The sequence below is a fragment of the Streptomyces sp. NTD91 genome, assembly GCF_059510455.1.
This window is the reverse complement of sequence record NZ_JCAJZW010000025.1, coordinates 96,454-121,520: the sequence shown is the minus strand read 5'-3', so window position 1 is coordinate 121,520 and position 25,067 is coordinate 96,454. Positions and strand designations below refer to the sequence as shown.

Below are 25,067 nucleotides of genomic sequence, written 5' to 3'. Positions count from 1 at the left end.
ACCTGTCCGACCGATCCCGTCTGCCGCGCGACGCCATGCGCGCTCCCTCACTGCCTCAAGGGTGTGGGAGGTGCCCCTACTCGCCGCACCGGCCCCATACCCGAGTACGTCCGGTACGAGGGTCTGGGGGCGGCACGCCGAGAGCACGCACCTGACGCCGCGCGGCCGCCCTTCGGGCAACGACGCGAATGGTCGACAGACCCTGGACCGCCCGGTTCCGCCCGGTCGCACTCAACCTCGCGCAGCCCCTCCCCGTCCTTAGGGGAGGGGCTTTCGCCCTGTACGGTCGTACCCGGATGCCTCCAGGGGGAGGAGAGGTGGCGAGCACGCGGGGACGCGGGGGAAGAGGACGGATCATGTCGCGAGTGCCAGGGTGGCTCGGCAAGCTCGGAGCCGGTCTCACCGAGATCAGCGAGCGCCTGGACGAGCGCCGCGCCGAGGTCGAGCGCGAACACGCCGCCGAACCCGTCGACGACACCGCCGCCCCGCCCGCGCCGGCGAGCCCGGACCTCGTGGTCGCCCCGCCGGTGCCCGGCCCGCGGCACGCGCAGCCGGCCGGCCCCCGCCCCGACCCCGTCGAGGCCGTGCCCTGGGGTGTGCGGGTCGCGGCCGAGGCCGGTTGGCGTCTCCTGGTCCTCGCCGGCACCCTCTGGGTCCTGATGCGGGTCATCAGCGCGGTCCAGCTGGTGGTGTTCGCCTTCGTCATCGCCCTGCTCGTCACCGCGCTGCTGCAGCCGACGGTCGCCCGGCTCACCCGCCGCGGCGTGCCGCGCGGCCCGGCCACCGCGCTCACCGCGATCAGCGGCTTCGTCGTCATAGGGCTGATGGGCTGGTTCGTGACCTGGCAGGTCATGGAGAACATCGACACGCTCTCCAACCAGATCCAGTCCGGCATCGACGACCTGCGCGACTGGCTGCTGAAGAGCCCCTTCCACGTCACCGACAAGCAGATCAACCAGATCGCCAAGAACCTCCGCGAGGCGATCGGCGCCAACGCCGACCAGATAACGTCCGCGGGCCTGGAGGGCGTCCAGGTCATCATCGAGACCCTCACCAGCATCCTGCTGGTGTTCTTCTCGACGCTGTTCCTTCTCTACGACGGCAGGCGCATCTGGGAGTGGTTCCTGAAACTGGTGCCCGCCGCGGCCCGCCCGGGCGTGGCCGGTGCCGGACCGCGCGCCTGGAGCACCCTGACCGCCTACGTCCGCGGCACGGTCCTGGTCGCCCTGATCGACGCGATCTTCATCGGCATCGGCATCTACTTCCTGGACGTGCCGATGGCCGTCCCGCTGGCCGTCTTCATCTTCCTGTTCTCGTTCATCCCGCTCGTGGGCGCGGTCGCCTCGGGCGCGCTCGCGGTGATCGTGGCACTGGTGACGCAGGGCGTCTTCACGGCCGTCATGACCCTGGTGGTCGTCCTCGCGGTCCAGCAGATCGAGGGTCATGTGCTGCAGCCGTTCATCCTCGGCCGCGCGGTCCGCGTGCACCCCCTCGCCGTCGTCCTCACGGTCGCGGCCGGCGGCATGGTGGCCGGCATCGGCGGCGCGGTGGTGGCCGTACCGCTGGTGGCGGTCGCGAACACGGTGGTGGGGTATCTGCGCCAGTACGCCCAGGAAGCGGGGATCAACCAGTCCGCACCTCTGCAGGAGCCCACGACCGGGGAGGTCCCGACGGCGGCCGGCCCGGAGCCGGACAGGCACTAGGTGTTCTGTCTCGGGAGGTTGTGGACGGGTGAGCCAGATCTCGGCTGAGGGATCTTGAACGGGCACGCACCTGACGCCGCGCGGCCGCCCTTCGGGCAACGACGCGAATGGCCGGACAGGCCCTGGCCCGGCCGGTCACAGGGTGAACTGCCCGCTGAGTCCGGCGGCGCAGCAGGCCAGTGCCGCGGCACCCGCCATGACCTGGACCGCCACGCTCACCCGGTATCCGCCCCGGTACAGGCCGGCCGCCGAGAGCAGGACCAGTCCCGCGAAGCCCGCCACACAGGTGAAGACCGGCGTGACGTCCGCATGGGGATTCGGCTCGAACATGTTGAAGTCGGTCGTTCCCAGCGCCGTCAGCAGGACGACGATCCCGACGACCGCGTCCAGGAACAACAGCGCTGCGGCGAAGAAGACGTCCTCACCCGTACTGCGGCGGGAAGAGGGGTTATCACTCATGGCGGCAAGTTTCTCCGTTGGAGGCGGGTGGGGCCTGAGTACGCGTACTCAGGCCCCACCGTCGATCCGGGTCACCTACTTGAGGGCACGCTCCAGCACGTTCGCGTACAGGCGCGCACCGGCGATCTTCGGGTGGAAGGACGCCATCCCGACTTCCAGGACGCCGGTGTTGTCCGCGTGGGACAGGCCGGTCTTGACGATGCCGTTCACATCCTCCGGGTCACCGCAGACGGTCTTGCCCTGGAACTCGCCGCGCGGGTCGGCGAAGACCACATCGGCGCCCTTCTGCGCTGCCGAGTCCGCGGCGGCACCCTTCATCTCCTCGTCGAGGGTGTCCGCGACGGAGTTCAGCCAGGGGGCCTCCTCGGTGCCGATGCCGGGAATGCACTGCCCGCCGGCGGACAGCAGCTCCGGGTAGCCCATGAGGACGATCTTCGCGTGCGGCGCGGCCGTGTGGATCGCGTTCAGCACGTTGACGATGCGCGGACGGACCTGGTCGTGCAGCCACTTCGGCGCCCAGTCCTTGAGCGGACCGGTGTCCCCGTCGACGCCTTCGCCGGTGTCCGGGTCCTTGTTCCCGATCGAGGAGTCCTGGCAGAGGTCCAGTCCGGACTTCCACACGCACTGGTTGAACACGTCCGTGAACCGGGCGTCGTTGCCGCCCACCGACAGGGTGACCAGCGTGGTGTTGTTGTCGAGGTAGCCCGCGTCGATCTGTGCCACCTCGCTGTTCTGGCCCTTGCTCAGCATGTTGTAGGTGCGTGCTCCGGAGCAGGCCACGAAGTGGTAGTCCATCTGCGGGTCGAGAGCGGTCGCCATGGCCCCGATGGAGACCGACTGCCCCGGCAGGACGGCCTGCTCCGACCAGGCCAGCTTCGAGCGGTGGCAGCTGTCCCAGGCCTTGTCGTTGTTCTTCTCGTAGTGGTCGGTCTCCTGGTAGAAGTCTCCGCCGCCCGGGGCGCTGACGCCCTCACCGGAGGAGTAGGAGTCGCCCATCGCGACGATGGAGTCGGCCGGCTTGCCGGGAAGCGGCTGGAAGGCTACGGCGCCCCACGCGATGTCCTCGTCCGCGGTTCCGTCCCCCTTCGCGGTCGTGTTCGACAGCTCGACACGCGGGGTGCCGGTGAAGTGGAACGCGCCCAGGCTGACCCAGCCGCCCGCGCGCTGGAGCACGACTCGCTTCGAGCTCGTGCTGTCCGTGCCCAGCACGTGGTAGGCGGCCTGCCGGGTCTGGGCGCCGGTGTCGGGCAGCTGCACCAGGACGCGTGCCCAGTTGAGGTTCTGACCGAGGGTCCAGGTCCCGTCGATGGTCATGTAGCCATCGGGGCCGCCGTAGTGGTCGGTGTCACGGGTGTGGGTGTACCAGTAGTGGCCGCCGTAGCCGCCGCCCACCGAGTGCAGGTCGGCCTTCGCCTCGTAACGGCCTTCCGTGCCCGGGTTGAACGAGAACTGGAAACTTCCCGCCGAGTGGATCGTTGCGCAGCCGCTCTGATTGCTCCAGGACGGCGTTCCGTCCGGCACCGAGGCGACGACCTTGGATCCGTCGGGGGCGCCGGAGCACACCGGTGTACCGGTCTGCAGGCGCGTGCCGCGTCCCGGTTCCTTCACCAGTGACTGGTACTTGATGTTCTCGAAGCCGCAGGTGGTGGCGCAGTCGGACTTCCAGGTCGCATTGGGCTGGTTCCACCAGTACTGCGCGTAGCACGCGGCGTCCGGGCAGTTCGGCGGCGTGCTGGTGTTGCAGTTGTTCTTGGAGTTGCAGAACACGTCGAGGTCCGGCGAGACGTGCCACCGGTTGTTCCGGGCGCTGCCTTCGGCCAGGACGGGCAGGTCCGCTCCGTTCCAGTAGGCGGGGCGGAAGCCGGCGGAGGAGAAGCCGGACTCGCCGGGCCAGTCCTGCCGACCGGAGGTGGCGTAGGAGTAGCCCGTGTCGATGGACCAGGCGGCCCAGCCCATCACCTTCAACTCGTACGGCCAGTCCTGCGGATGGGCCGCGTCCTTGTTCGCCTCGGGACCGTCCACGTCCGTGTTCATGAACGGATGGCCCCAGCCCTTGGCGTAGATCGGGTTGGCCGGGTTGTTGTACCAGCCCAGGCCCCAGTGGCCACCGTTCTTGCCCGCGTCCGAGGGCGGGTTGAAGCCGAGGTTGTAGTTCCAGACGGCGGTGAACCAGTTCTCCACCTTCGACGGGTCGTCGTTGTTGACGGTGATCTTCTGGCCGTCCTTGTGGACCTCGTTCCACTTGTCGGCGAGGATCTTCAGGGAGGCGGCGACGTTCGTCGCGTAGTCGATCGCGACGAGCTTCTGCAGGCCCGGCGAGAGGGACTGCTCCTTGTGCCCGTTGGCGTCCGTCTTCTCGTGGCCGGCCAGGCGCATGCCGTCGGTCACCTGTCCGACGCCGTAGCCGCAGTCGGACTTGTCCCAGTTGATCTGCCAGTAGGCGGCCGGGTCGTTGGGGTCGGCCTTGTGGCCGTAGTAGCCGTCGACGGCGGCCAGCGGGTTGCCCATCTGGCCGGGGATCGAACCGCCCTCGGCCTGCCACAGGTTGGACTCCTGGGCCATGATGCCGAGGAGTACGTTGGCCGGGATCCGGCCGCCGCCCGTCAGTTTCGGCAGCGGGAACAGAGCCTGTGGGTCGACGGTGCCGAGGCCGGCCTGGTCACGGTACCCGCCCTGAGTGATGTAGGCGGCGCTCAGGTCGCCGCGTACGGCCATGTCGACGGCCCACTCGACCTGGTTCGAGGTCGGCTGCAGCGCCTGTACCTTGACGTCGTTGCGGGACACCGCGCACCAACGGTCGTCATCGGTCGGAGAGCTCGGCGTCAGGCCCGCCTTCGCGGAGATGCCCTTCGGCCGGTGCGCCGCGCCGGCGGCGACGAGGACCGGGGAGGGGTTGTGCCCCGAGCCGTCCGAGGCGTCGCTCTGCACGCTCTGCGTCAGCTCGGCACCGGTGGTGGTGGCGGTGCTGCTGACCGTCACGGTCTTTTCACTGTCGTCGGCAGGCGTCGCCGTCCGCGAGGTGGGCTCCCCGGTCTTCGTGAAGCCCTTGCCCGCGCCCTTGATGTGCGTCAGACCGGCGCGCACACCAGGTGTGAGGACCGGCTCGATCGCGAGACGGCCGTGCGAGGACACGTCGCTGCCGGCCGGGGCGTCGAGGCGGGTGACGCCGGTTCCCGAGGTGGCGGGGGAGCCCTTGGGGTGGCCGGTGAGGAACACCCTTCCCGCCTCTCCCTGCTTGAGGTCGAGGTCGCCGAGCTTGCCCGAGGCGATGGCCTTCGGCCTGGTGCCGCCGGTGAACAGCTCGGCATGCGCCGTGGAGTCGCCCTGGCGGTCGAGGAAGGCGATCTTGCCGTCGGCGGCGGGCCGGATGTCGAACGGGGCACTGGCCGCGTTCGCGAGGTTCTTCACCTTGCCGGAGCGGTCGAGGTGGACGAGGCGGCTGCCGAGCGCGGCGACCGTGCCGTCCTTGACCGGAACGGCGCTCGTGATCTCCCCCTTGGCCGCGGCCGTGCCCGTGATCTTCCCGGACACGTTCACGGTGACCACGCGGGTCCGTGTGCTCGCGGGGTCATTCATGTTCCGGAAGCCCGTGAACGCGGCCTGGTGCGTGGTCGTGTTGCACGACGGATCGAAGTAGGCCAGCGACGCGGTGAAGGGCAGCTTCGTCACCTTGCCGGTCGTCAGATCGACGATGGCGGTGAACGCGCCGCCCTGCATCAGGTCGGGCTTGTTCGTGAACGTGCGCGGCGCGTAGGCGACGGCTGCGTGCGTGTGGTCCATCACGCACTGGTTGCCGATCCACGAGTCCGCCGGCATGCCCGGTTCCGACAGAACGGCGACGGTCTTCCAGGCGTACGCCTTGTCGCTGTCGGCGACGAGGATGTGCAGACCGTCCGCATCAGCGGCGGCGGTGACGGCCCGGTCGGGACTCTTCTGCCAGCCCTTGCCGAGCTTCTTGTCCGGGTTCTGCACCCGGCCGGAGGACGTCGGCGCAGTGGTGGGGTGGGGTGAGGGCCGGGGCGCCGGAGCGGCGTCGGCCGGTGCCGCCCGGAGCAGACCGCCGGTCATGGCGGCGCAGGCCGCAAGGGCGACCAGGGGTGCGCGAGTTCGTCTCTTGGAACGCAATGGAGCTTTCCCCGATTTCTGTTGGTTGCTTCCGTGCTCCTCAGAGCACGGCAAGGCGCCCTCCGCCCCGGGCGCGACGGCCCAGCACAGGCGGACGGGGGTCAGGTCAGGTCTGCCTCAACGAGGCGGGACTCCACGCCTGAGATGCGTGGAGTCCCGGTTCACGGTTCGTGCACCGCCTGCTAGTCGCAGTTCGTGCTGTCCTGAACGTTGTTGACGAGGAGCGGGGCCGAGCTGGAGGTGCTGGAGCTCATCAGCGACGTGACCGTGCCGCAGCCGCCGTGCTTGCGGTAGACGGGGCCCGCGTACTGGGAGTAGACGCCCGCGTCACTCGCGCAGCCCTCTGCGATGTAGTTCGAGCAGAGCTTGATCTTCATCCACTTCGCGCCGGACGCGTTGTTGTCGAGGATGGCGCACGTGGGGGCGTCGTTGCTCACGGGGTTTCCTCCCTTCACGTAGACGAAGAGAGTCGCGAAACGCCGGGCGTCCGGCAGTTGCTCCGCCTTGTAGATGGCGTATCCCGTGCCGCAGACGGTCGCGCCTGCCGCGACGGCGGTGGGATGGGCCGCCGCGATCGCCTTCGTCCGCTGGTCGGCCTTGACCGAGATGCTGGGCACCGGCTGGTCGGCGGCGGCGACCTGCGGAGCGGCCACGCCGAGGACGGCAAGGCCCGCTGCGGCCGCGGCAAACGCCGCTTTCGCCGAGACATGGCTTCGTATGGACATGGAGTTCCCCCTGAAAAGCGGTCGAACGGCCGCCGCCGAACACGGCGCGGCGGCGTGCATGTGGTCGCCGGGAGCAAATCAGATCGTCTTTGCGGCTGTCGATCGACATTGCAGCGATGAAGCGGAGGGACTCGATCCGTTATGACACTGTGCGTGCGGACTTTCCGCGTATGACGTGAAGAATCGGGCAATCGTTCGACAGTTCGTTCACTCGGCGTTCCCGACTCCGAGTCGACTGAGTGGTACATGTCACGGGGACGGGTGGACGACGGCCCCTGTCCAACGAGTGGACAGGGGCCGTGATGCGCCGTGCGGGTTACTCGGCCGACTCGGCGAGCACCGCCTCCGCCTCAAGGGTGACGCCGACCGCCTCGATCACGGAGGCGATCTTGAACGCCTCCTGGACGACCTCGCGTTCGACGCCGGCCTTGCGCAGCACCTGCTCGTGCGAGTCCAGGCACATCCCGCAGCCGTTGATCGCGGAGACCGCGAACGACCACAGCTCGAAGTCGACCTTCTCCACACCCGGGTTGCCGATGACGTTCATCCGCAGACCCGCGCGCAGGCTGCCGTACTCGTGGTCCGACAGCAGGTGGCGCGTCCGGTAGAAGACGTTGTTCATCGCCATGATCGCGGCGGCCGACTTGGCGGCCCGGTACGCCTCCGGCGAGAGGTTGGCCTTCGCCTCCGGCTCCAGCTCACGCAGCACGATCGGGGACCGGGAGGCGATGGCGGTCGCCAGCACCGTGCCCCACAGCTGCTGCGCGGGCAGGTCGGAATTGCCGATGACCGAGCCCAGGTTGAGCTTGAGGTCCTTGGCGTAGTCCGGGACGCGGGACTTCAGCGAGTCGAGCGACATGCGTCACTCACCAGCCAGCAGCGCGACCGGGTCCAGGGTCTCGTCGCCCTTGTTCCAGTTGCAGGGGCACAGCTCGTCGGTCTGCAGGGCGTCCAGGACCCGCAGGACCTCCTTGGGGTTACGGCCCACGGAGCCGGCGGTGACCATGGTGAACTGGATCTCGCGGTTCGGGTCGACGACGAAGACGGCACGCTGTGCGAAGCCGTCCTCGCCCTCGATGCCCAGGTCGCGCATCAGCTCGTGCTTGGAGTCGGCCATCATCGGGAACGGCAGGTCGGTCAGGTCCGGGTGGTCCTTGCGCCAGGCGTGGTGGACGAACTCGGAGTCGCCGGAGAAGCCGAGGATCTGGGCGTCGCGGTCGGCGAACTCGTCGTTCAGCTTCCCGAACGCGGCGATCTCGGTCGGGCAGACGAAGGTGAAGTCCTTCGGCCACGCGAACACGACCAGCCACTTGCCCTCGTAGGACTTGTGGTGGATCTGCTCGAACTCCTTGCCCTTCTCCAGCGAGACGCAGGCGGTCAGTTCGAACTCGGGGAACTTGTCACCGACAGTGAGCACACGCTCTCCTTGCAGCGAGGAAGGACCCCTTTTGAGGGTCTTTCCCATGGGTTGGACGCTGTCGATGTTGGCACACCGTGCATTGATTAGTGAAATAGCTACAATCGGTCATGTTGATCGGAGGTAGCTATCAGTGACTATGAGTAACAGCAAGCGGAGGCAGCCGAGCCTCGCGCAGCTGCGTGCCTTCGCCGCCGTCGCCGAGCATCTGCACTTCCGGGACGCGGCGGCCGCCATCGGGATGAGCCAGCCCGCCCTGTCCGGCGCGGTATCGGCGCTGGAGGAGACCCTCGGGGTGACCCTCCTCGAGCGTACGACGCGCAAGGTGCTGCTCTCGCCCGCCGGTGAGCGGCTCGCCGTACGGGCGAAGGCGGTGCTGGACGCCGTCGGGACGCTGCTGGAGGAGGCCGAGGCGGTTCGGGCGCCGTTCACGGGTGTCCTGCGCCTCGGGGTGATCCCCACGGTCGCGCCGTACCTCCTGCCGACCGTGCTGCGGCTGGTCCACGAGCGCTATCCGCACCTCGACCTCCAGGTGCACGAGGAGCAGACCGCCAGCCTGATCGAGGGCCTGGGCTCCGGCCGCCTCGACCTGCTGTTGCTGGCGGTCCCGCTCGGCGTGCCCGGAGTCGTTGAACTCCCCCTCTTCGACGAGGATTTCGTACTGGTCACCCCGCTCGACCACTGGCTCGGCGGCCGTGAGGGCATCCCGCGCGAGGCGCTGAAGGAACTGAACCTCCTCCTCCTGGACGAGGGCCACTGCCTGCGCGACCAGGCCCTGGACATCTGCCGTGAGGCCGGCCGCGAGGACGCCCCGGTCTCGACCACCGCCGCGGGGCTGTCCACGCTGGTCCAGTTGGTCGCGGGCGGCCTCGGGTGCACGCTGCTGCCACGTACGGCCCTCAAGGTGGAGACGACCCGCAGCAGCCAGCTCCTCACCGGCTACTTCGCCGAGCCGGCCCCCAGCCGCCGGGTCGCCTTCGCGATGCGGGCGGGAGCGGCACGCTCCGCGGAGTACGAGGAGCTGGCGGAGGCGCTGCGGGGGGCGCTGGGCGCGTTGCCCGTGCGGGTACCGGACTAGGGCCTGCCTGCCGATGCGCGTCGTTGCCCGAGGGCGGCCGCCCGACGCCCGGCACGCACTCGCGCCGACCGGAAGCCCACGTACGTCCAGTACGATGGCTTCCGGTCGGCACGCCGACAGCACGCACCGGGCGCCGCTCCTTGACGGGCGAACGGTGCCTGCCGGGGCACTGGTGCCCCGGAGGGGGCGTGTCCGGCATGCGGTTCCGCCGCGCGGGCGCGATCAGGCCCCACCGAACGGCCGCCGCGTGCACTCCGGTTCCCCTCCCGGAGCGGCCACGCTGAACCAGAGCCGCGCCGCCGTCACCGTCTTCGTCGCCAAGAACGCCTCCGTCGCCCTCATGGACGCCCACGTCGGCCCCGAGCACCGCCCGGCTACTCGGTCCGCAGCCCCTCCGGCCGCATCATCCGCACCAACGGCGGCAGGCTGAGCAGCGTCACCGCGAGGACCACCGCCGCCCCCGCCCCCGTCATCGACAGCAGGCCCGGCCAGTCCACGCCCACCGTCGCGCCCACCATCTTCAGCAGCACCGTGCCCAGCGCCAGCCCGACGGCCGCGGCGAGCAGCAGGCCCAGGGCGATCGGGATCGACGTCTGCCAGAGCACCGACAGGCTCAGGGTGCGCCGCCGGGTGCCGAAGGCGACCAGCGAGGACAGCAGCTTGCGCCGCTCGCGCAGCTGCTCCAGCTGGGAGACGAGCAGGCTCAGTCCGATCAGCGTCAGCACGCAGATGGCGCCGACGAACGTGCCGGTGCGGATGGAGGTGAACTTGTGCGACTGCTCGGTGGACGACCACACCATCGCGTCCGCCAACGGGTCGACGCGGGCCGCGGTGTTGCGGACGTACTCGTGCACGTCCGGCACCGTCTCGTCGAGCCTCAGGTACACGGATCCGGTCAGTGCGCCGCTCATGCGACCGGTCAGCGCTGCCGGGGTCATCAGCACCTCGCTGTCCATGATGCCGGTCGGGCCCTTGATCGCGTGGGCCTGCTTCGGCGAGTGCGGCACGGTCCACACGACGTCCGGTCCGCTGCCCAGGCCGCTGCTCGTGTCGAGGTGGAGCGTGCGGCCCGGCCGGACGAGCCGGTCCAGGTCGGCGTCCCGTTCCCCGCCCCGCGCCGTGAAGACGTCCCCGTCGCGGCAGGACGGCAGGTCGGCCACCGTACGCAGCGCGGCGCAGGTGCCGACGGTGAGGCCGACCGAGGTCGCCGGGCCCTTGTCGGGCCTCCAGCGCCCGTCGCCCAGTTCGGTGCTGCCGAGTGCGACGGCCCGGCGGACGCCCTTGGTCGAGGCGAACGTCTTCGCGGCAGGGGCGAAGGGCATGCCCCGTGAGAGGTTGACCTGCATCTGCCACTGGTCGGTGTCCTTGGCGGTCTGCTTGGTGTAGTCGCCCTGGATGCCCGCGAACAGCATCTGCAGCGCGATCGCCCCGGCCACCGCGACCGCGATGCCGTTGACCATGCGGGCCGCCGAGCCACTGCTCAACTGCAGCCGCCGCACAGCCAGTTGCCAGGCGACGCCGCCGTGCCCGAGCCGGGCCACGACGGCCTCGACCACCCACGGCAGCAGCGCGGTCACGCCGACGAGCAGCAGCAGGACACCGCCGATCACCAGGTACTCGTTGAAGGCGCCGTTGTAGCGGCCCTGTCCGACCATCGGCGCGAGGCAGGCGAGGCCGCCCAGCGGCAGCAGCAGCCGCCACCACAGCCGGCGGCGGGCGGGCCTGGCCGTACGGACCACGCCCAGCGGCTCGATGACCACCCCGCGCAGCGCGAACAGCGTCACCAGCACCGCCGCCGCGGGAACGGCGAGGGCGACCAGCGCGGCCAGCGTGGGCGAGGGGTCGAGGTAACTGGGGAACACGCTGATGTCCATGACCTCGACCGAGCCCGCGAGCTGCCGGCCGAGCAGGAAGAAGACGGTGCCGAAGACCAGTCCGACCAGCGATCCGGCGAGCGCCTCGCCGGCCGCGATCCGCCGGGTCATCCGGCTGTCGGAGCCCACCAGCCGCAGCGCGGCCAGCCTGCGGTCGCGCCGCTCGCCGCCGAAGCGCACGGCCGCGGCGATGAACACCGCGACCGGCGTCAGCAGCACCACGAAGACGACCAGCACCAGCAGGATCAGCACCGGGTCGAGCCCGTCGCGCTGGGATGCCTGCTGCGGCCCGAAGTGGGTGATGCGGGCCGTCCGCCAGCCGTCGATGCGCGGGGCGAGGTTCTTCGCGCCCGCGTAGTAGGCGAGTTCGTGCGAGCCGACGAGTCCGCGCTCGGCGATGGTCCCGACGATCCGGTACGGCAGCCGCTCGCGCAGCAGCTTGCCGTCCGCCGAGTCCAGGAGGTGTTTCAGCGCGGGGGAGACGACCATCTCGCCCGGCGCCGGGTACTTCGTGAGGCCCGGCGCGAGCGGGGCGCGGGGCCCCTCGGGCTCCACCAGCCGGCCGCGCACGTCGCTGCCGCGGAAGGCGCTGTCGACGTCGGAGATCACGAGGGTGTTCGCGGCCCTGGGCCGGGGCGCTCCGTAGGTGTAGTCGAGGCGGTCCTGGTTGCGCTGGTCGCGGACCGCGAGCGCGTTCGGGATCGCGGTCGTCAGCAGCAGCAGTGCCACGCCGAGGCCGACGCCGACCGCCGTCAGCAGCACCCGGATCCAGCCCTCGCGTCCTCCGGTGAAGGCGAACCGGACCCCCATGCCCAGATCGCGGGTCCACTGGGATCCAGGGGCGGCGCGAAGCGCCTCGGAGCTGGTGGCGGGTGACGAGCGGGCGTTCATATGGCGCGCTCCATGTCCCGGGACCGGCCGTCGCGTACGACGATCTCGCGGTCGGAGTAGGCGGCCACCCGGGCCTCGTGCGTGACCAGCACGACGGCCGCGTTGGTGGAGCGGGCCGCGTCGGTCAGCAGTTCCATCACGCGCTCGCCGTTCAGGGAGTCGAGTGCGCCGGTCGGCTCGTCGGCGAAGATCACGCGTGGCGCGGTGACCAGCGCCCGCGCCACCGCGACACGCTGTCCCTGGCCGCCGGAGACCTCGCCGGGCCGCTTGTCCTTCAGGTCGTCGACCTCCAGGCGCTCCATCCAGCCCAGCGCCGCCTTCTCGGCCGCCCTGCGGGACGTCCCGTTCAGCCGCAGCGGCAGGGCCACGTTCTCGACGCAGGTCAACTCCGGCACCAGTTGGCCGAACTGGAAGACGAACCCGAACTCGGACCGCCTGAGCGCACTGCGCTCGGCGTCGCTCATCCCGGCCAGTTCCCGGCCGTCGTAGGTGATGGACCCGGAGTCGGGCGGCACGATCCCGGCGAGGCAGTGCAGCAGCGTCGACTTGCCGGAGCCGGAGGGTCCCATCACGGCGACGACCTCACCGGGGTGGATGGAGAACTCGGCGCCGTCGAGGGCGACGGTGGGGCCGTAGGCCTTGTGCAGGTCCTCGGCGGCGAGCAGGGAGCCGGGGGGAGCGGTCACCGGGTCACCTCCGCGCGGAGCTTGTCCAGGCGCGCCGCCGTCAGCTCCAGCCAGCGCAGGTCGGCCTCCAGGTGGAACAGGGCGTGGTCGCAGATCAGCTGGTCGGCGAGGTCGCCCCTGCGCTTGCGGTCGGTCAGGATCCGCATGCTGCGCAGGTGCTCGGCCCGCTGGCTGTCGAGGACGACGGCGGCGTCGCGGTGGGTGAGGAGGGCGAGGACGACCTTGGTGTACAGGGTCGACTGCAGGTACTCCTCCGGCTTCTCCGGAGTGAAGAGCCAGGTGTCGACGTCGGTGATGCCGGCGTCGGTGATGGCGTACCGCTTGCGCTCGGGGCCGCCGCCGGCCTCGATGCCGTCGACTTCGACGAGGCCGTGCTTCAGCAGCCGGGACATCGTCGAGTAGACCTGGCCGTAGTGCAGTGGCCGGTCGTGACCGAACTTCTCGTCGAAGGCCCGCTTCAGGTCGTAGCCGTGGCGGGGGCCGGACTCCAGGAGTCCCAGAAGGGTGTGACCGATGGACATGCTCCGCACACTACACACGGTGTATACGCGGCATGTATACGCGGAGTGTGGAGATCATGGCCCGCTGTGCGGTCGCGCAGGTGGCGACCGATTGTCACGGTTTTGGAACAGGCGGGGGGAGCGGGCTTTTCCGGGTTGTTGCCGTGGTCGAGGCAACCTCCTGATCCCCGGATCCGTCGGTTCCCTTGGGGCAGGTGCTGATTCTCACGTCCGTAAAAGAACGGATCGGACGTCCTTTGTCATAAAGCCGGGTGTTAGCTTTCGGAGCTGACCCCGAGACGGAAGCGGAGCGAAGGGACTCATGGGACGAGCGGAAGAGAGACGAGCGCGACAGCGCGGTGGACGCCGCGCGGCGCCCAGGCGCCGCCGTTCCACGCCCAGCGCGGACGCCAGGCGGCCCCTCATACGCCGGATCTTCACCTGGAAGAAGATCCTCGGCACGTTCCTCGGCCTGTGCCTGCTCGGCATCGGCGGCTTCATCGTCCTGTACATGATGGTGGACATCCCCGCGGGCAACGCCCTCGCCAAGCAGGAGAGCAACGTCTACAAGTACAGCGACGGCTCGATCATGGCCCGGGTCGGCAAGACCAACCGGGAGAGCGTGGACCTGGCCAAGGTCCCCAAGGACGTCCAGCACACCTTCGTCGCCGCCGAGAACAAGACCTTCTACACCGACTCCGGCATCGACTTCCGGGGCCTGGCCCGCGGTCTCTACAACACCGCGATGGGCCGTGGCACCCAGGGCGGCTCCACCATCACCCAGCAGTACGTCAAGAACTACTACCTGACGCAGAACCAGACGGTCACCCGCAAGCTCAAGGAGATGGTCATCTCCTTGAAGGTCGACCAGAAGCTGTCCAAGGACCAGATCCTCGCCGGCTACATCAACACCAGCTACTACGGCCGCGGCGCCTACGGCATCCAGGCCGCCGCCCAGGCCTACTACCGCACCGACGCCCAGAAACTGACGGTCCAGCAGGGCGCCTACCTCGCCGCACTGCTCCAGGCGCCGAGCCAGTACGACTGGGCCGTCGCCACCGACACCGGCAAGCGGCTGGTGCAGGCCCGGTGGAACTACGTCCTGGACAACATGGTCAAGCAGCACTGGCTGGACCCGGCCAAGCGGCAGGCCATGACGTTCCCCAAGCCCAAGGAGCCCAAGGGAGCACCCGGCCTCGAGGGCCAGAAGGGCTACCTGGTCGACCTCGCCAACCAGCAGCTCGAACAGCAGCTGATGCAGCAGGAGAACATCAGCCGCTCCCAGGCGGAGGCCGAGGTGGTCGACCGCGGCTGGACCATCACGCTGAACATCGACAAGAAGAAGCAGGCCGGCCTGGAACGGGCGGTCAAGTCCGAGCTGACCGGCAAGCTCGACGCGAAGAAGCGCAAGGTCGACAGCGCGGTCCAGGCCGGCGCGGTCTCGGTGGACCCGAAGACCGGCAGGATCCTCGCGATGTACGGCGGCAAGGACTACTTCCAGCACTACGTCAACAACGCCACCCGCCGCGACTACCAGCCCGCCTCGACGTTCAAGCCCGTCATCCTCGCCACCGCGCTCGAGAACAGTGCGACCACGCAGGACGGCAACCCCATCACCGCCAACACGATCTACGACGGCACCAGCGGCCGCCAGGTCGTGGACCACGGCAGAAAGGTCGGCTTCGGCCCGCCGAACGAGGACGACCACAGTTACGGCCCCATCACCGTCCAGCAGGCCATGAACAACTCCGTGAACTCGGTCTTCGCCCAGATGGGCGTGGACGTGGGCATGGAGAAGGTCATGAGCACGGCCAAGCAGCTCGGCATGGACACCACGGGCATGGAGGCGGTGCCCGCGCAGACCCTCGGCTCCATGGGCGCGAGCCCCCTGGAGATGGCCGGCATCTACGCCACGCTCGACAACCACGGCAACAAGGTCACGCCGAGCATCCTGAAGTCGGCCGAGAACAGCGGCCGTACGGCCCAGCTCGCCGCCCCGGTCGGCGGCCAGGTGATCAGCCGGACCGCCGCCGACACCGTGACCTCCGTGCTGACCGGCGTGGTCGACGACGGTACGGCCAAGGAGCACGTGGCCGACAACCCGCTGCGCGACGGCCAGCAGGTGGCCGGCAAGACCGGTACCTCGGACGAGGACAAGTCGGCCTGGTTCACCGGCTACACGCCCGACCTGGTCACCTCCGTCGGCCTGTTCGGCGAGGAGAAGGGGACCGGCCGCCATGTGTCCCTGACGGGCGCGACCGGCCAGATCCCCCCGCCCGGCCGCGTGAACGGCGGTGGCTACCCGGCGCAGGTCTGGGCCGCGTACACCTTCGGCGTGACGGACAAGTCCTCGTTCGACCTGGACACCACCCAGGGCGCCGCCGTCCAGCCGACGGACAGCCCGACCGTCAGCCAGAGCCCGACGCAGACGCCCTCGCACACGCCGACCAGCAAGCCGCCGACGTCGTCCGCGCCGCCCTCCACCACACCGCCGACGCAGACGCCGACGCAGACGCCGACGCAGACTCCCACGCAGAGCCCGACGCAGAGCCCGACGCAGAGCCCGACGGGCGGCATCACCGGCAATCCGCTCGATCCGGGCGGCGGCCAGAACTTCGGCCAGTAGAGACCGGCAGGCCATGGGCCAGGAGACCGGCGCACACCGGTCCTTGCGCGTGAAGGGCGCCCGGGAACTCCCCGGGCGCCCTTCACGCAGCTACGGCTGACTCAGCCCCGGTTCAGCTCGAACCAGACCACCTTGCCGGTGCTCAGCCGGGTCGCGCCCCAGCGCCGGGCCAGCCTGTTCACCAGGTAAAGGCCGCGCCCGCCCTCGTCCGTCGCCCGCGCCTGGCGCAGCCGCGGCAGCTGCGGCACGTCGTCTCCGACCTCGCAGCGCAGCACATCGGTGCGCAGCAGCCGCAGCGTCACCGGCCGCGACGCGTACCGCACGGCGTTGGTCACGACCTCGCTGACCAGCAGCTCCACCGACTCCGTCAGGTCCTCCAGGTCCCAGCGGGCCAGCGCGCGCCGGGCCAGCCGCCGGGCCTGGCCGGGGGCCGTCTCCTCCGGGTCCAGCTTCCAGTACGCGACATCGCTCGGCGCGATCCCGTCGAAGCGGGCCGCAAGCAGCGCGATGTCGTCGTCCCGGTCGCCCGGACCGAGCATGTCCAGCACCTCGTCGCACAGGGCTTCCAGCGGCGGCGGATGGTCCGGCCCCGTCAACTGTGCGGTCGCGGCGAGCTTCTCACGCAGCTGCTCTATCCCGGTCCACACGTCCCGCAACCGGGACTCCACCAGCCCGTCGGTGTAGAGGAGCAGGGTCGCCCCGGCGGGCGCGTCCAGCTCGACCGCCTCGAAGTCCACCCCGCCGACCCCGATCGGCGCGCCCGACGGCACCCGCAGCACTTCGGCCCGTCCGCCCAGGTGCAGCAGCACGGGCGGCGGATGACCGGCGTTGGCGATGGTGATGCGGTGCGTCACCGGGTCGTACACGGCGTACAGGCAGGTCGCCATGCGGTCGGTGCCGAGCCGCTGCGCCTGCTCGTCCAGGTGGTGCAGCACCTCCTGCGGCGGCAGATCCAGCCCGGCCAGCGTCTGCGCGGTCGTCCGCAGCTGGCCCATGATCGCCGCCGAGGTCATGGAATGGCCCATGACGTCACCGACGACCAGCGCCACCCGGCTGCCGGGCAGCGGGATCGCGTCGTACCAGTCGCCGCCCACCCGTGCCGTCTCGGCGGCCGGCAGGTACCGGGACGCCAGCCGCACACCGGTCGGCCGGGGCAGCGTCTCCGGCAACATCGTGCGCTGCAGCTCGTCGGCGATGTACGCCTCCCGGCCGTACAGCACCGCCTTGTCGATGCCGAGCGCGCTGTGCGTGGCCAGTTGCGCAGCCACCAGCAGATCGTCGGTCTCGAAGGCCGGCCGCTCCGGGCGGCGCAGGAACAGGGCCGCGCCGATCACCCGGCGCCGGCCGCGCAGCGGCGCGAGGATCGCGTGCTGCCCGGACGGCACGACCACCTCGCCGCCGTCACCGAGCAGCTCGGGCAGCGCGGCACGGGCCGCGGGCGCGTCGGCGAACACCGGCCGGACCCCACGCAGCACCTCGTTCAGCGCGCCGCCGGGGCGCACCTCGCACAGCTCGGTGGTCAGCGCGGACAGCTCGCTCAGCGGGCTCGGCTCCGGCTCCGGGTCGAAGGCGGGCGGCAGCAGCACACCGTCGGTGTCCCGTTCCTCCGGGATCCGGTCGGTACGGCGCAGCCGCAGCACCACCGGACCGGTGGGCCGCTCGTCGCCGACCGGCAGCGGGTCGCGCAGATACACCAGGATCGCGTCCGAGAACGTCGGCACGGTCGCCCGGCACAGGCCCATCACGATCTCGTCCAGATCGAGGCCGCGCGCGATCCGCCGGGTGGCCGCGCCCACGAATCTCAGCCGGTCCCCGTCACGCCGCATCGGCATCGGCCGGCCCGGCGGCAGACCGCGCCCGGTCCGGCGCTCCGGACCGCCCGGCTCCCGCTCCTGCTCGGCGCCGGGCTGCGGCGGGATGACCTCCGGTGCGGGGCGCGGCCGGTGCGCGTCGGGCTCCGTGGTGGCGGGCTGGGAGTGCTCGGGGCCGTTGACTGGGGGCTCCTTCCCCTTGCCGTCCTTTCCCTGGCCACAAGAAGTGGCCGTACCCGGTGCGGAGGGCATTCCCTCCGGCCGGGCCTGTACCGGTAAGGCGGGGGCGGTCGCCGGCTTCGGGGTGCGCAGCAGCGCCCCGCGGCCCTCCGCGGGGTCGGCGCCCCGAGCGCGGTCGAAGGAGGTGGGCTGCTCCGTCACGCGTGTCGCATCCATCCGTACGGCACTGCGCGTCGGGCGCGCAGTTGCTCCCGCAGAAGTCCCGATACCCGCAATACGTGCCCCAGGAACGGATTTCCCGCGTGCTCGGAGGTGGTTCCTGTGCCGCCACCGATCGCGGTGGTCACGCCGTCGTACCCCTCGCTCACGTCCTGCCGCCCCTCGGTGACGATCGGTCAAGCCCGGCCCATGCCCCGGGAGTTGCTTGCGCCCTTGCGGAGGACGATCCTACGTTTCTTGCCCGGGGGCGCATCAAGGGTCTCATGAGGACACGTGCGCGGGCGTACGGTCCCAGTCCTCGGGGAGAGAAGGTACCGCCCAGGACGGATCCGGGCGCCAGTGCTGCCAGCCGTCCGAGAACGGCACCCCCCAGGACTCGATCACCTCGACCGCGTCGCGCCCGGCCGCCCGGACCCGCTCGGCGGTGGCCGCGTCCATCAGCCCGTCCTGTTGGGCCTGCGCGAACTCGTCCTCGTCGCGCCAGTGCCAGCTGCGGTCCGGGTGGACCGAGATGTCCAGGAAATAGTCCTCGGAGTCCACTCCGCCCGCCCAACGGGCCAGCGGTCGCTCCAGGTTGACGTACCAGTTCTTGAACCGCCAGCCCGGCTCCCAGAACAGCCACACCGACCAGGGCCGGCCGGGCTGTGCCAGCTTCAGCACGCCCGTGCCGAACCAGCGGTCCCGCTGCACCGAGCGCGGCTTGGTGTAACGGGACCGCAGCGGCTCCAGATGCACCGGCGTGCCGTCGGCGAGGACCGGCTTCACGCACTCGGTGCCGGGGGCCATCCACACGGCGAGCAGGTCGGCGTCGTCGCGCACGACGGTCACGGGCCGGGCGATGTGGATGTGCTCGCCCGCGTTCTCCCGGTACCGCCACAGGATCTGGGTCCCCGGAGCCCAGGCAGTCGCAGGTCCCCGGTCAGTCGTACCCGCCCCGTCCTTGTGCGTCATCGCTCCGTCGTCCGCCATGGACAGATATTAGGTGCCCCAGGCATACGACGCTGCGGTACGCGTCACCCTCGCGTGCCGGTGGCCGGAAAGGTTCGCTCGTGGTCACGGGCGCGTCATCCGCAGGACATCCAGCGCCTCGTCCAGCTGCTCCACCGTCAGGTCGCCCCGTTCGACGTACCCGCTCTCCAGCACGACCTGCCGGATCGTCTTCCGCTCCGCGAGGGACTTCTTGGCGACCTTCGCGGCCTCCTCGTAGCCGATGTACTTGTTCAGCGGGGTGACCACGGACGGGGACGACTCCGCGTACTCCCGGGCGCGCTCCCGGTCGGCGGTGATGCCGTCCACCGTCCGATCGGCCAGCAGCCGTGAGACGTTGGCCAGCAGCCGGATCGACTCCAGCACGTTCTTGGCGATGACCGGGAGCATCACGTTCAGCTCGAAGTTCCCGGACGCGCCGGCGGTGGCGATGGTGGCGTCGTTGCCGATGACCTGTGCGGCCACCATCAGGACGGCTTCGGGAATCACCGGGTTGACCTTGCCCGGCATGATGGACGACCCCGGCTGCAGGTCCGGGAGCCGGATCTCGGCGAGACCGGTCCTCGGCCCCGACGCCATCCACCGCAGATCGTTGGCGATCTTCGTCAGCCCGACCGCGATGGTCCTGAGCTGCCCGCTGGTCTCCACGATCCCGTCCCGGGCGCCCTGCGCCTCGAAATGGTCCCGGGCCTCGGTGAGCGGCAGCCCGGTGACACGGGCGACCTCCTCGATGACGGCGGCGGAGAAACCCGGCGGGGTGTTGATGCCGGTGCCCACGGCGGTACCGCCCAGCGGCAGCTCGGCCAGCCGGGGCAGGGACGCCTTCAGCCGCTCGACGCCGTAGCGGATCTGGGCGGCGTACCCGCCGAACTCCTGGCCCAGCGTCACGGGGGTCGCGTCCATGAGGTGGGTCCGCCCGGACTTCACGACGTCGGCGAACTCATCGGACTTGCGGGCCAGGGCGGCGGCGAGGTGTTCCAGAGCGGGGATCAGGTCGCGGGTGACGGCGGCGGTGGCGGCGATGTGGAGGGAGGAGGGGAAGACGTCGTTGGACGACTGGGAGGCGTTGACGTGGTCGTTCGCATGCACGTCACGGCCGAGCCGCTCGCTCGCCAGGGTCGCGACGACCTCGTTGGTGTTCATGTTGGACGACGTTCCGGACCCGGTCTGGAACACGTCGACGGGGAACTGTTCGTCCCATCGCCCCTCGGCGACCTCCTCCGCCGCGTCCTGGATCGCCTCGGCGATGCCCTTGTCGAGCACACCGAGCTGCGCGTTCACCTTGGCGGCGGCACCCTTGATCCGCGCGAGCGCTTCGATGTGGGCCCGTTCGAGGCGCCGGCCGGAGATGGGGAAGTTCTCGACGGCACGCTGCGTCTGGGCGCGCCACTTCGCCGTCGCCGGGACGCGGACCTCGCCCATGGAGTCGTGCTCGATGCGGTAGTCGCTCATGGCAGTCACAGCGATCGGGCACGCCGCATTGTTCCCGCTCGTTGCGCTCGGTGAGTGGCCGATTGCAAGGGGTGCCTGTGGGGACGGCGTACGGCGACTGGCTCCGGCAGCAGCGGGAGGCGTCGGGACTGACGCAACAGCAGCCGGCCGATGCGGCGATCATGTCGCGGACGCACATCGCGCACATCGAGGCGGGGAGGAGAGTGCCTTCCAGGGAGGAGGCACGGAGGTTGGACAGCGTCCCCGACACGAAAGGGAAGAGCGGTGCCATGACCCTGGCCTCGTTCCCCGGCCGGAAGCTGGTCGACGCTGAGTTCGCGCCGTCGTTCGTGCCCGGTTTTCTGCAGACCGAGGCGTACGCGGACGCCGTGCTGCGGGACGCTTCCTATCCGCCCATGGGCAAGAAGGTGCGTGCCGGGGCTGTTGCCACTCGGCTCGAGCGGGCTCGGATCCTGGACGACCCGCGCACACCGGTGGTCCGGGCATTGCGCGACGAGGTGGTCCTGCGGCGGCCGATCGGCGGTCCCGAGGTGATGGCAGAGCAGGTCGCCCACTTGGTACGGCTGGTGGAGGACGAGCGGATTCGGGTGCATGTGGTGCCGCTCGGTACGGGCTGTTATCCGCTGCTCGTCGGCCGGGCCAAGCTGATGTGGTTCGAGGACCAGCCGCCGGCCGTCTACGGCGAGGCGTTCCTCACCGGCACGGTGCACGACGAACCGGCGCTGGTCCGGCGCATTCAGGCGACCTGCGATCTCGTACTGGGAGAAGCACTGCCACAGAAGGAGTCTGTGGCGGTGATGCGGTCGATCGCGAAGGAACACGGCCACGATGACTGAGCGGCACATGATTCCCGACGCTTCCGCAGTGAAGGGCTGGCGCAAGTCCTCCTGCAGCGGCGGCAACGCGACCGACTGCCTCGAAATGGTGGACCACCACCCCCACGGCCTCCCCGTGCGGGACTCCAAGGCCCCGCACGGTCCGGCCGTCGTCTTCGGTCGGTCGGCCTGGTCGTGGTTCGTGACCTGGGTCGTTACGCCAGCCCCGGCCCCCGCACCGGAATCGTGGTGAACGTCGGCTGCGGGGCGGGATCCTGGAAGAAGTCGTTGCCCTTGTCGTCCACGACGACGAACGCCGGGAAGTCCTCGACCTCGATCTTCCAGACCGCCTCCATGCCCAGCTCCTCGTACTCCAGGACCTCGACCTTCTTGATGCAGTCCTGGGCGAGGCGCGCGGCGGGGCCGCCGATGGAGCCGAGGTAGAAACCGCCGTGCGCGGCGCACGCGTCGGTGACCTGCTTCGAGCGGTTGCCCTTCGCCAGCATCACCTTGGAGCCGCCCGCCGCCTGGAACTGTTCGACGTAGGAGTCCATGCGGCCCGCCGTCGTGGGACCGAAGGAGCCGGAGGCGTAGCCCTCCGGGGTCTTGGCCGGGCCGGCGTAGTACACCGGGTGGTCCTTGAGGTACTGCGGCATCTCCTCGCCCGCGTCCAGCCGTTCCTTGATCTTCGCGTGCGCGATGTCGCGGGCCACGACCAGCGGCCCGGTGAGGGACAGGCGGGTCTTCACCGGGTACTTGGTCAGCTCCGCGAGGATCGTGTCCATCGGCTGGTTGAGGTCGATCTTCACGACGTCGCCGGACTCGTCCAGGTGCTCGTCCGTCGTCTCCGGCAGGAACCGCGCCGGGTCCGTCTCCAGCTGCTCCAGGAAGACGCCTTCGGGGGTGATCTTCGCCAGCGCCTGGCGGTCGGCCGAGCAGGACACCGCGATGGCGACCGGGCAGGACGCGCCGTGCCGGGGAAGGCGGACCACGCGGACGTCGTGGCAGAAGTACTTGCCGCCGAACTGCGCGCCGATGCCGATCTTCTGGGTCAGCTCGAAGACCTTCTCCTCCAGCTCCTCGTCCCGGAAGCCGTGGCCGAGCGGCGAGCCCTCGGTCGGCATGTTGTCCAGGTAGTGCGCGGAGGCGTACTTCGCGGTCTTCAGCGCGTACTCGGCGCTGGTGCCGCCGACGACGATCGCCAGGTGGTACGGCGGGCAGGCGGCCGTACCGAGCGAGCGGATCTTCTCCTCCAGGAACTTCATCATGGAGGCCTCGTTCAGGACGGCCTTCGTCTCCTGGTAGAGGAAGCTCTTGTTGGCGCTGCCGCCGCCCTTGGCCATGAACAGGAACTTGTAGGCGCCGCCGTCCGTGGCGTACAGCTCGACCTGGGCCGGAAGGTTGGAGCCGGTGTTCTTCTCCTCCCACATGGTGAGCGGAGCCATCTGCGAGTAGCGCAGGTTCAGCTTGGTGTAGGCGTCGTAGATGCCGTGGGAGAGGTGCTTCTCGTCCTCGCCCTCGGTGAGGACGTTCTGGCCGCGCTTGCCCATCACGATCGCCGTGCCGGTGTCCTGGCACATGGGCAGCACGCCGGCCGCGGCGATGTTCGCGTTCTTCAGCAGGTCCAGGGCGACGAACTTGTCGTTGCCGGACGCCTCGGGGTCGTCGATGATCCGGCGCAGCTGGGCGAGGTGGGCGGGGCGCAGGTAGTGCTGGATGTCGTGGACGGCCTCCTCGGCCAGCTTGCGCAGCGCCTCCGGCTCCACCTTGAGGAACGTCCGCCCGTCCGGGCCCTCCACGGTGGAGACGCCCTCGGACGTCACCAGCCGGTACGGAGTGGTGTCCTCTCCCTGGGGGAGCAGATCGGTGTACGCGAACTCAGGCATCTCAGCCCATTCCTCACTCTGACGGACGGCCGCCCGCCGACGCTGGCGGGCCTCACCAGCCTAGAACCTGCCACCGGCGCGGAACCTGTGAGGTAAGGCTCAGTCCGTCGTCCACACCCCTAGTCGCGATCTATCGCGTTTCGGTACGCTGTCGGCGTGGACCTTCAGAAGCACACCGAAGCACCTGTCTCCGAGCTGCGTGCCTCGGACGCCGACCGTGACCGCATCGCCGAGATCCTCCGCGATGCCCTGGCCGAGGGGCGGCTGACGGCCGACGAGCATGCCGAGCGCGTCGAGGGCGTCCTCGCCGCCAAGACGGTGGGCGAGCTGGACGTCTTCATCCGGGACCTGCCCGCCGCCCATCGGCGCCCCGCGCCCGCCTACACGCCCGTGCCACCCCGCCCCACCCCGGGTGCGATACCGCACGAGGCGGACGCCAATGTCGTCGCCGTCTTCAGCAGCGCCGTGCGTCGGGGCCGCTGGCGCGCCGGCCGCCGCATCCACGCGTACTCGGTCTTCGGCAGTGTCGAGATCGACCTCAGCGAGGCGATCTTCGAGTACCAGCAGGTCGTGATCAAGGCCGTCTCGGTCTTCGGTGACGTCCAGATCCGTGTCCCGGAGAACGTGTCGCTGCGCGGCACCGGAGGCGGCGTCCTCGGCAACTTCGAGGTGGACACCCTGGACTCGGTCGACTCCGAGGCGCCGGTCGTCTACGTCGACGGCTGGGCCGTCCTCGGCAACGTGGAGGCGCGCCCCAGGCGTGGCAGGCGCGTGGCGGACATCCTGGACCGGGTGCAGAGCAAGGTCGACCGGAAGCTGGAGCGGGTCCAGGACAAGGTCGACAGGAAGCTGCGCAAACACCTGGGGCATTGACGGCCGCGAATCCACAGGTGAACGGAGGGCTCCGTTCCTGCTGTGCCGGTCCGGTGGGGCGTGAACGAGCCGCCGTGCGCTCCCAACTGCGAACGCTGTGCATAGGCGTGCGCACAGCGGGTAGGGCTTGCTGCATCGTCTCTCGCTCGCGAAGCCGTCGTCAGGAGTAGACCGTGCTGCAACCGCCGCATTCGTCCCTGCAGGTAGCCGCCGTTCCGGCCCAGCGGCTGCCAGCGCGAGACCGGGACCAGGACGCTCCCTGGCACACCGAGGCCGTGTGCCGACGCGACGAGGCGGGCCTGTTCTTCGCCCCCTCGAAGGAGCCGACCGCGGCCCGGCTCTCCCGCGAGGAGGCGGCCAAGCGCGTCTGCGCCCGCTGCCCGGTGATGGTCGAGTGCCGTGAACACGCCCTCCTCCAGCCCGAGCCGTACGGCGTCTGGGGCGGCCTCACGGCAGCGGAGCGCCGAGTGGTCCTGGCCCGGCGCCGCCGCCGGGAGATGGAGCTGAAGAAGGCGGCGCGGGCGACGGCGGCGAACCGCATAGCCGGCTAGGGCGTGTTTCGAAAGTAGCGTCGTCCGCCCGGAGGGCGGGGTCCGCGGCGTCTTGCATCGCAAGGCGGAGGGTCGTCCTCGTACCGGGCCGTACGTGGACGATCCCGGCAACGCGGCGAGGTGCCGTGCCAGGCGTCGCGGACCAGGCGGGACTTTCGAAACACGCCCTAGTGCCCCAACAGGCGAGGTTCGCCCCCTCGCGACGCCCG

The 25,067-nt window shown here is 70.1% G+C and carries 19 protein-coding genes and 1 pseudogene; 8 read left to right on the top strand and 12 right to left on the bottom strand.

Translation table 11 applies throughout. From position 1 onward, the window contains the following. Positions 1-356: 356 nt before the first annotated feature. Positions 357-1,703 carry an AI-2E family transporter gene (locus AC5WRT_RS24505; protein WP_496095925.1) on the top strand — a complete coding sequence of 449 codons (1,347 nt, stop codon included), beginning with the start codon at positions 357-359 and terminating at the stop codon, positions 1,701-1,703. Positions 1,704-1,838: 135 nt separating this feature from the next. On the opposite strand, the gene AC5WRT_RS24500 is transcribed toward AC5WRT_RS24505, so the two are convergent. The 5 genes from AC5WRT_RS24500 to AC5WRT_RS24480 all read right to left on the bottom strand — a co-directional run bounded on the left by AC5WRT_RS24500 (position 1,839) and on the right by AC5WRT_RS24480 (position 8,429). Beyond that, a complete protein-coding gene (locus AC5WRT_RS24500; protein WP_496095924.1) occupies positions 1,839-2,162 on the bottom strand; it encodes a hypothetical protein in 324 nt (107 codons plus the stop codon). Between the two features lie 75 nt (positions 2,163-2,237). Beyond that, positions 2,238-6,287, bottom strand: a complete 4,050-nt coding sequence (locus tag AC5WRT_RS24495) for a GDSL-type esterase/lipase family protein (RefSeq protein WP_496095923.1) — start codon at positions 6,285-6,287, stop codon at positions 2,238-2,240. 182 nt (positions 6,288-6,469) lie between these two features. After that, a complete protein-coding gene (locus tag AC5WRT_RS24490) occupies positions 6,470-7,012 on the bottom strand; it encodes a hypothetical protein (RefSeq protein ID WP_496095922.1) in 543 nt (180 codons plus the stop codon). 316 nt (positions 7,013-7,328) lie between these two features. Continuing rightward, positions 7,329-7,871, bottom strand: a complete 543-nt coding sequence (locus AC5WRT_RS24485; protein WP_496095921.1) for an alkyl hydroperoxide reductase — start codon at positions 7,869-7,871, stop codon at positions 7,329-7,331. A 3-nt stretch (positions 7,872-7,874) separates the two neighbouring features. Beyond that, the gene (locus AC5WRT_RS24480) at positions 7,875-8,429 is read right to left on the bottom strand and encodes a peroxiredoxin (RefSeq protein WP_496095920.1); all 555 of its coding nucleotides are present in this window, start codon (positions 8,427-8,429) and stop codon (positions 7,875-7,877) included. 139 nt (positions 8,430-8,568) lie between these two features. Between AC5WRT_RS24480 and AC5WRT_RS24475 the strand changes: the two genes are divergently transcribed. Then, positions 8,569-9,507 carry a LysR substrate-binding domain-containing protein gene (locus AC5WRT_RS24475; protein ID WP_496095919.1) on the top strand — a complete coding sequence of 313 codons (939 nt, stop codon included), beginning with the start codon at positions 8,569-8,571 and terminating at the stop codon, positions 9,505-9,507. A gap of 374 nt (positions 9,508-9,881) precedes the next feature. Here the strand turns inward: AC5WRT_RS24475 and AC5WRT_RS24470 are convergent, their stop codons facing one another. From AC5WRT_RS24470 to AC5WRT_RS24460, 3 genes are read right to left on the bottom strand one after another with little or no spacing between them, the layout of a single operon-like run. Then, positions 9,882-12,272, bottom strand: coding sequence for an FtsX-like permease family protein (locus AC5WRT_RS24470; protein WP_496095918.1), 2,391 nt, complete (start codon positions 12,270-12,272; stop codon positions 9,882-9,884). Continuing rightward, positions 12,269-12,958: an ABC transporter ATP-binding protein gene (locus tag AC5WRT_RS24465; protein ID WP_496095917.1), complete on the bottom strand. Its 690-nt coding sequence runs from the start codon at positions 12,956-12,958 to the stop codon at positions 12,269-12,271. The genes AC5WRT_RS24470 and AC5WRT_RS24465 overlap by 4 nt, the downstream gene beginning before the upstream one ends. Next, the gene (locus AC5WRT_RS24460) at positions 12,955-13,479 is read right to left on the bottom strand and encodes a PadR family transcriptional regulator (RefSeq protein WP_496095916.1); all 525 of its coding nucleotides are present in this window, start codon (positions 13,477-13,479) and stop codon (positions 12,955-12,957) included. Before AC5WRT_RS24460 ends, AC5WRT_RS24465 begins: the two co-directional genes overlap by 4 nt. Before the next feature lie 301 nt (positions 13,480-13,780). Between AC5WRT_RS24460 and AC5WRT_RS24455 the strand changes: the two genes are divergently transcribed. Further along, positions 13,781-16,084 (top strand): transglycosylase domain-containing protein, encoded by a 2,304-nt coding sequence (locus AC5WRT_RS24455; RefSeq protein WP_496095915.1) that lies wholly within the window; start codon positions 13,781-13,783, stop codon positions 16,082-16,084. A gap of 101 nt (positions 16,085-16,185) precedes the next feature. On the opposite strand, the gene AC5WRT_RS24450 is transcribed toward AC5WRT_RS24455, so the two are convergent. The 3 genes from AC5WRT_RS24450 to AC5WRT_RS24440 all read right to left on the bottom strand — a co-directional run bounded on the left by AC5WRT_RS24450 (position 16,186) and on the right by AC5WRT_RS24440 (position 20,733). Then, positions 16,186-18,276: a SpoIIE family protein phosphatase gene (locus AC5WRT_RS24450; protein ID WP_496095914.1), complete on the bottom strand. Its 2,091-nt coding sequence runs from the start codon at positions 18,274-18,276 to the stop codon at positions 16,186-16,188. A gap of 279 nt (positions 18,277-18,555) precedes the next feature. Then, on the bottom strand, positions 18,556-19,263 hold the full coding sequence (gene fomD / locus AC5WRT_RS24445; protein WP_496095913.1) for a cytidylyl-2-hydroxypropylphosphonate hydrolase: 708 nt from the start codon (positions 19,261-19,263) through the stop codon (positions 18,556-18,558). 84 nt (positions 19,264-19,347) lie between these two features. Beyond that, on the bottom strand, positions 19,348-20,733 hold the full coding sequence (locus tag AC5WRT_RS24440) for a class II fumarate hydratase (protein WP_496095912.1): 1,386 nt from the start codon (positions 20,731-20,733) through the stop codon (positions 19,348-19,350). Positions 20,734-20,783: 50 nt separating this feature from the next. Here AC5WRT_RS24440 and AC5WRT_RS24435 point away from each other — a divergent pair. From AC5WRT_RS24435 to AC5WRT_RS24425, 3 genes and pseudogenes are all read left to right on the top strand, one after another. After that, positions 20,784-20,915: pseudogene (locus tag AC5WRT_RS24435) on the top strand (helix-turn-helix domain-containing protein); the annotation flags it as partial. A gap of 87 nt (positions 20,916-21,002) precedes the next feature. Next, positions 21,003-21,569, top strand: a complete 567-nt coding sequence (locus AC5WRT_RS24430) for a DUF5753 domain-containing protein (RefSeq protein WP_496095931.1) — start codon at positions 21,003-21,005, stop codon at positions 21,567-21,569. Beyond that, positions 21,562-21,801: a DUF397 domain-containing protein gene (locus AC5WRT_RS24425; protein WP_496095911.1), complete on the top strand. Its 240-nt coding sequence runs from the start codon at positions 21,562-21,564 to the stop codon at positions 21,799-21,801. Before AC5WRT_RS24430 ends, AC5WRT_RS24425 begins: the two co-directional genes overlap by 8 nt. Here AC5WRT_RS24425 and AC5WRT_RS24420 read toward each other — a convergent pair. After that, entirely contained in the window at positions 21,764-23,434 is a 1,671-nt protein-coding gene (locus AC5WRT_RS24420) for a fumarate hydratase (protein WP_496095910.1), read from the bottom strand. The genes AC5WRT_RS24425 and AC5WRT_RS24420 overlap by 38 nt on opposite strands. A gap of 156 nt (positions 23,435-23,590) precedes the next feature. Here AC5WRT_RS24420 and AC5WRT_RS24415 point away from each other — a divergent pair, with 156 nt between their 5' ends. Together AC5WRT_RS24415 and AC5WRT_RS24410 are read left to right on the top strand one after the other, a co-directional pair. Next, positions 23,591-24,307 (top strand): DUF1707 SHOCT-like domain-containing protein, encoded by a 717-nt coding sequence (locus AC5WRT_RS24415; RefSeq protein WP_496095909.1) that lies wholly within the window; start codon positions 23,591-23,593, stop codon positions 24,305-24,307. Positions 24,308-24,480: 173 nt separating this feature from the next. Then, positions 24,481-24,858 carry a WhiB family transcriptional regulator gene (locus tag AC5WRT_RS24410; protein WP_496095908.1) on the top strand — a complete coding sequence of 126 codons (378 nt, stop codon included), beginning with the start codon at positions 24,481-24,483 and terminating at the stop codon, positions 24,856-24,858. Positions 24,859-25,067: the final 209 nt, after the last annotated feature.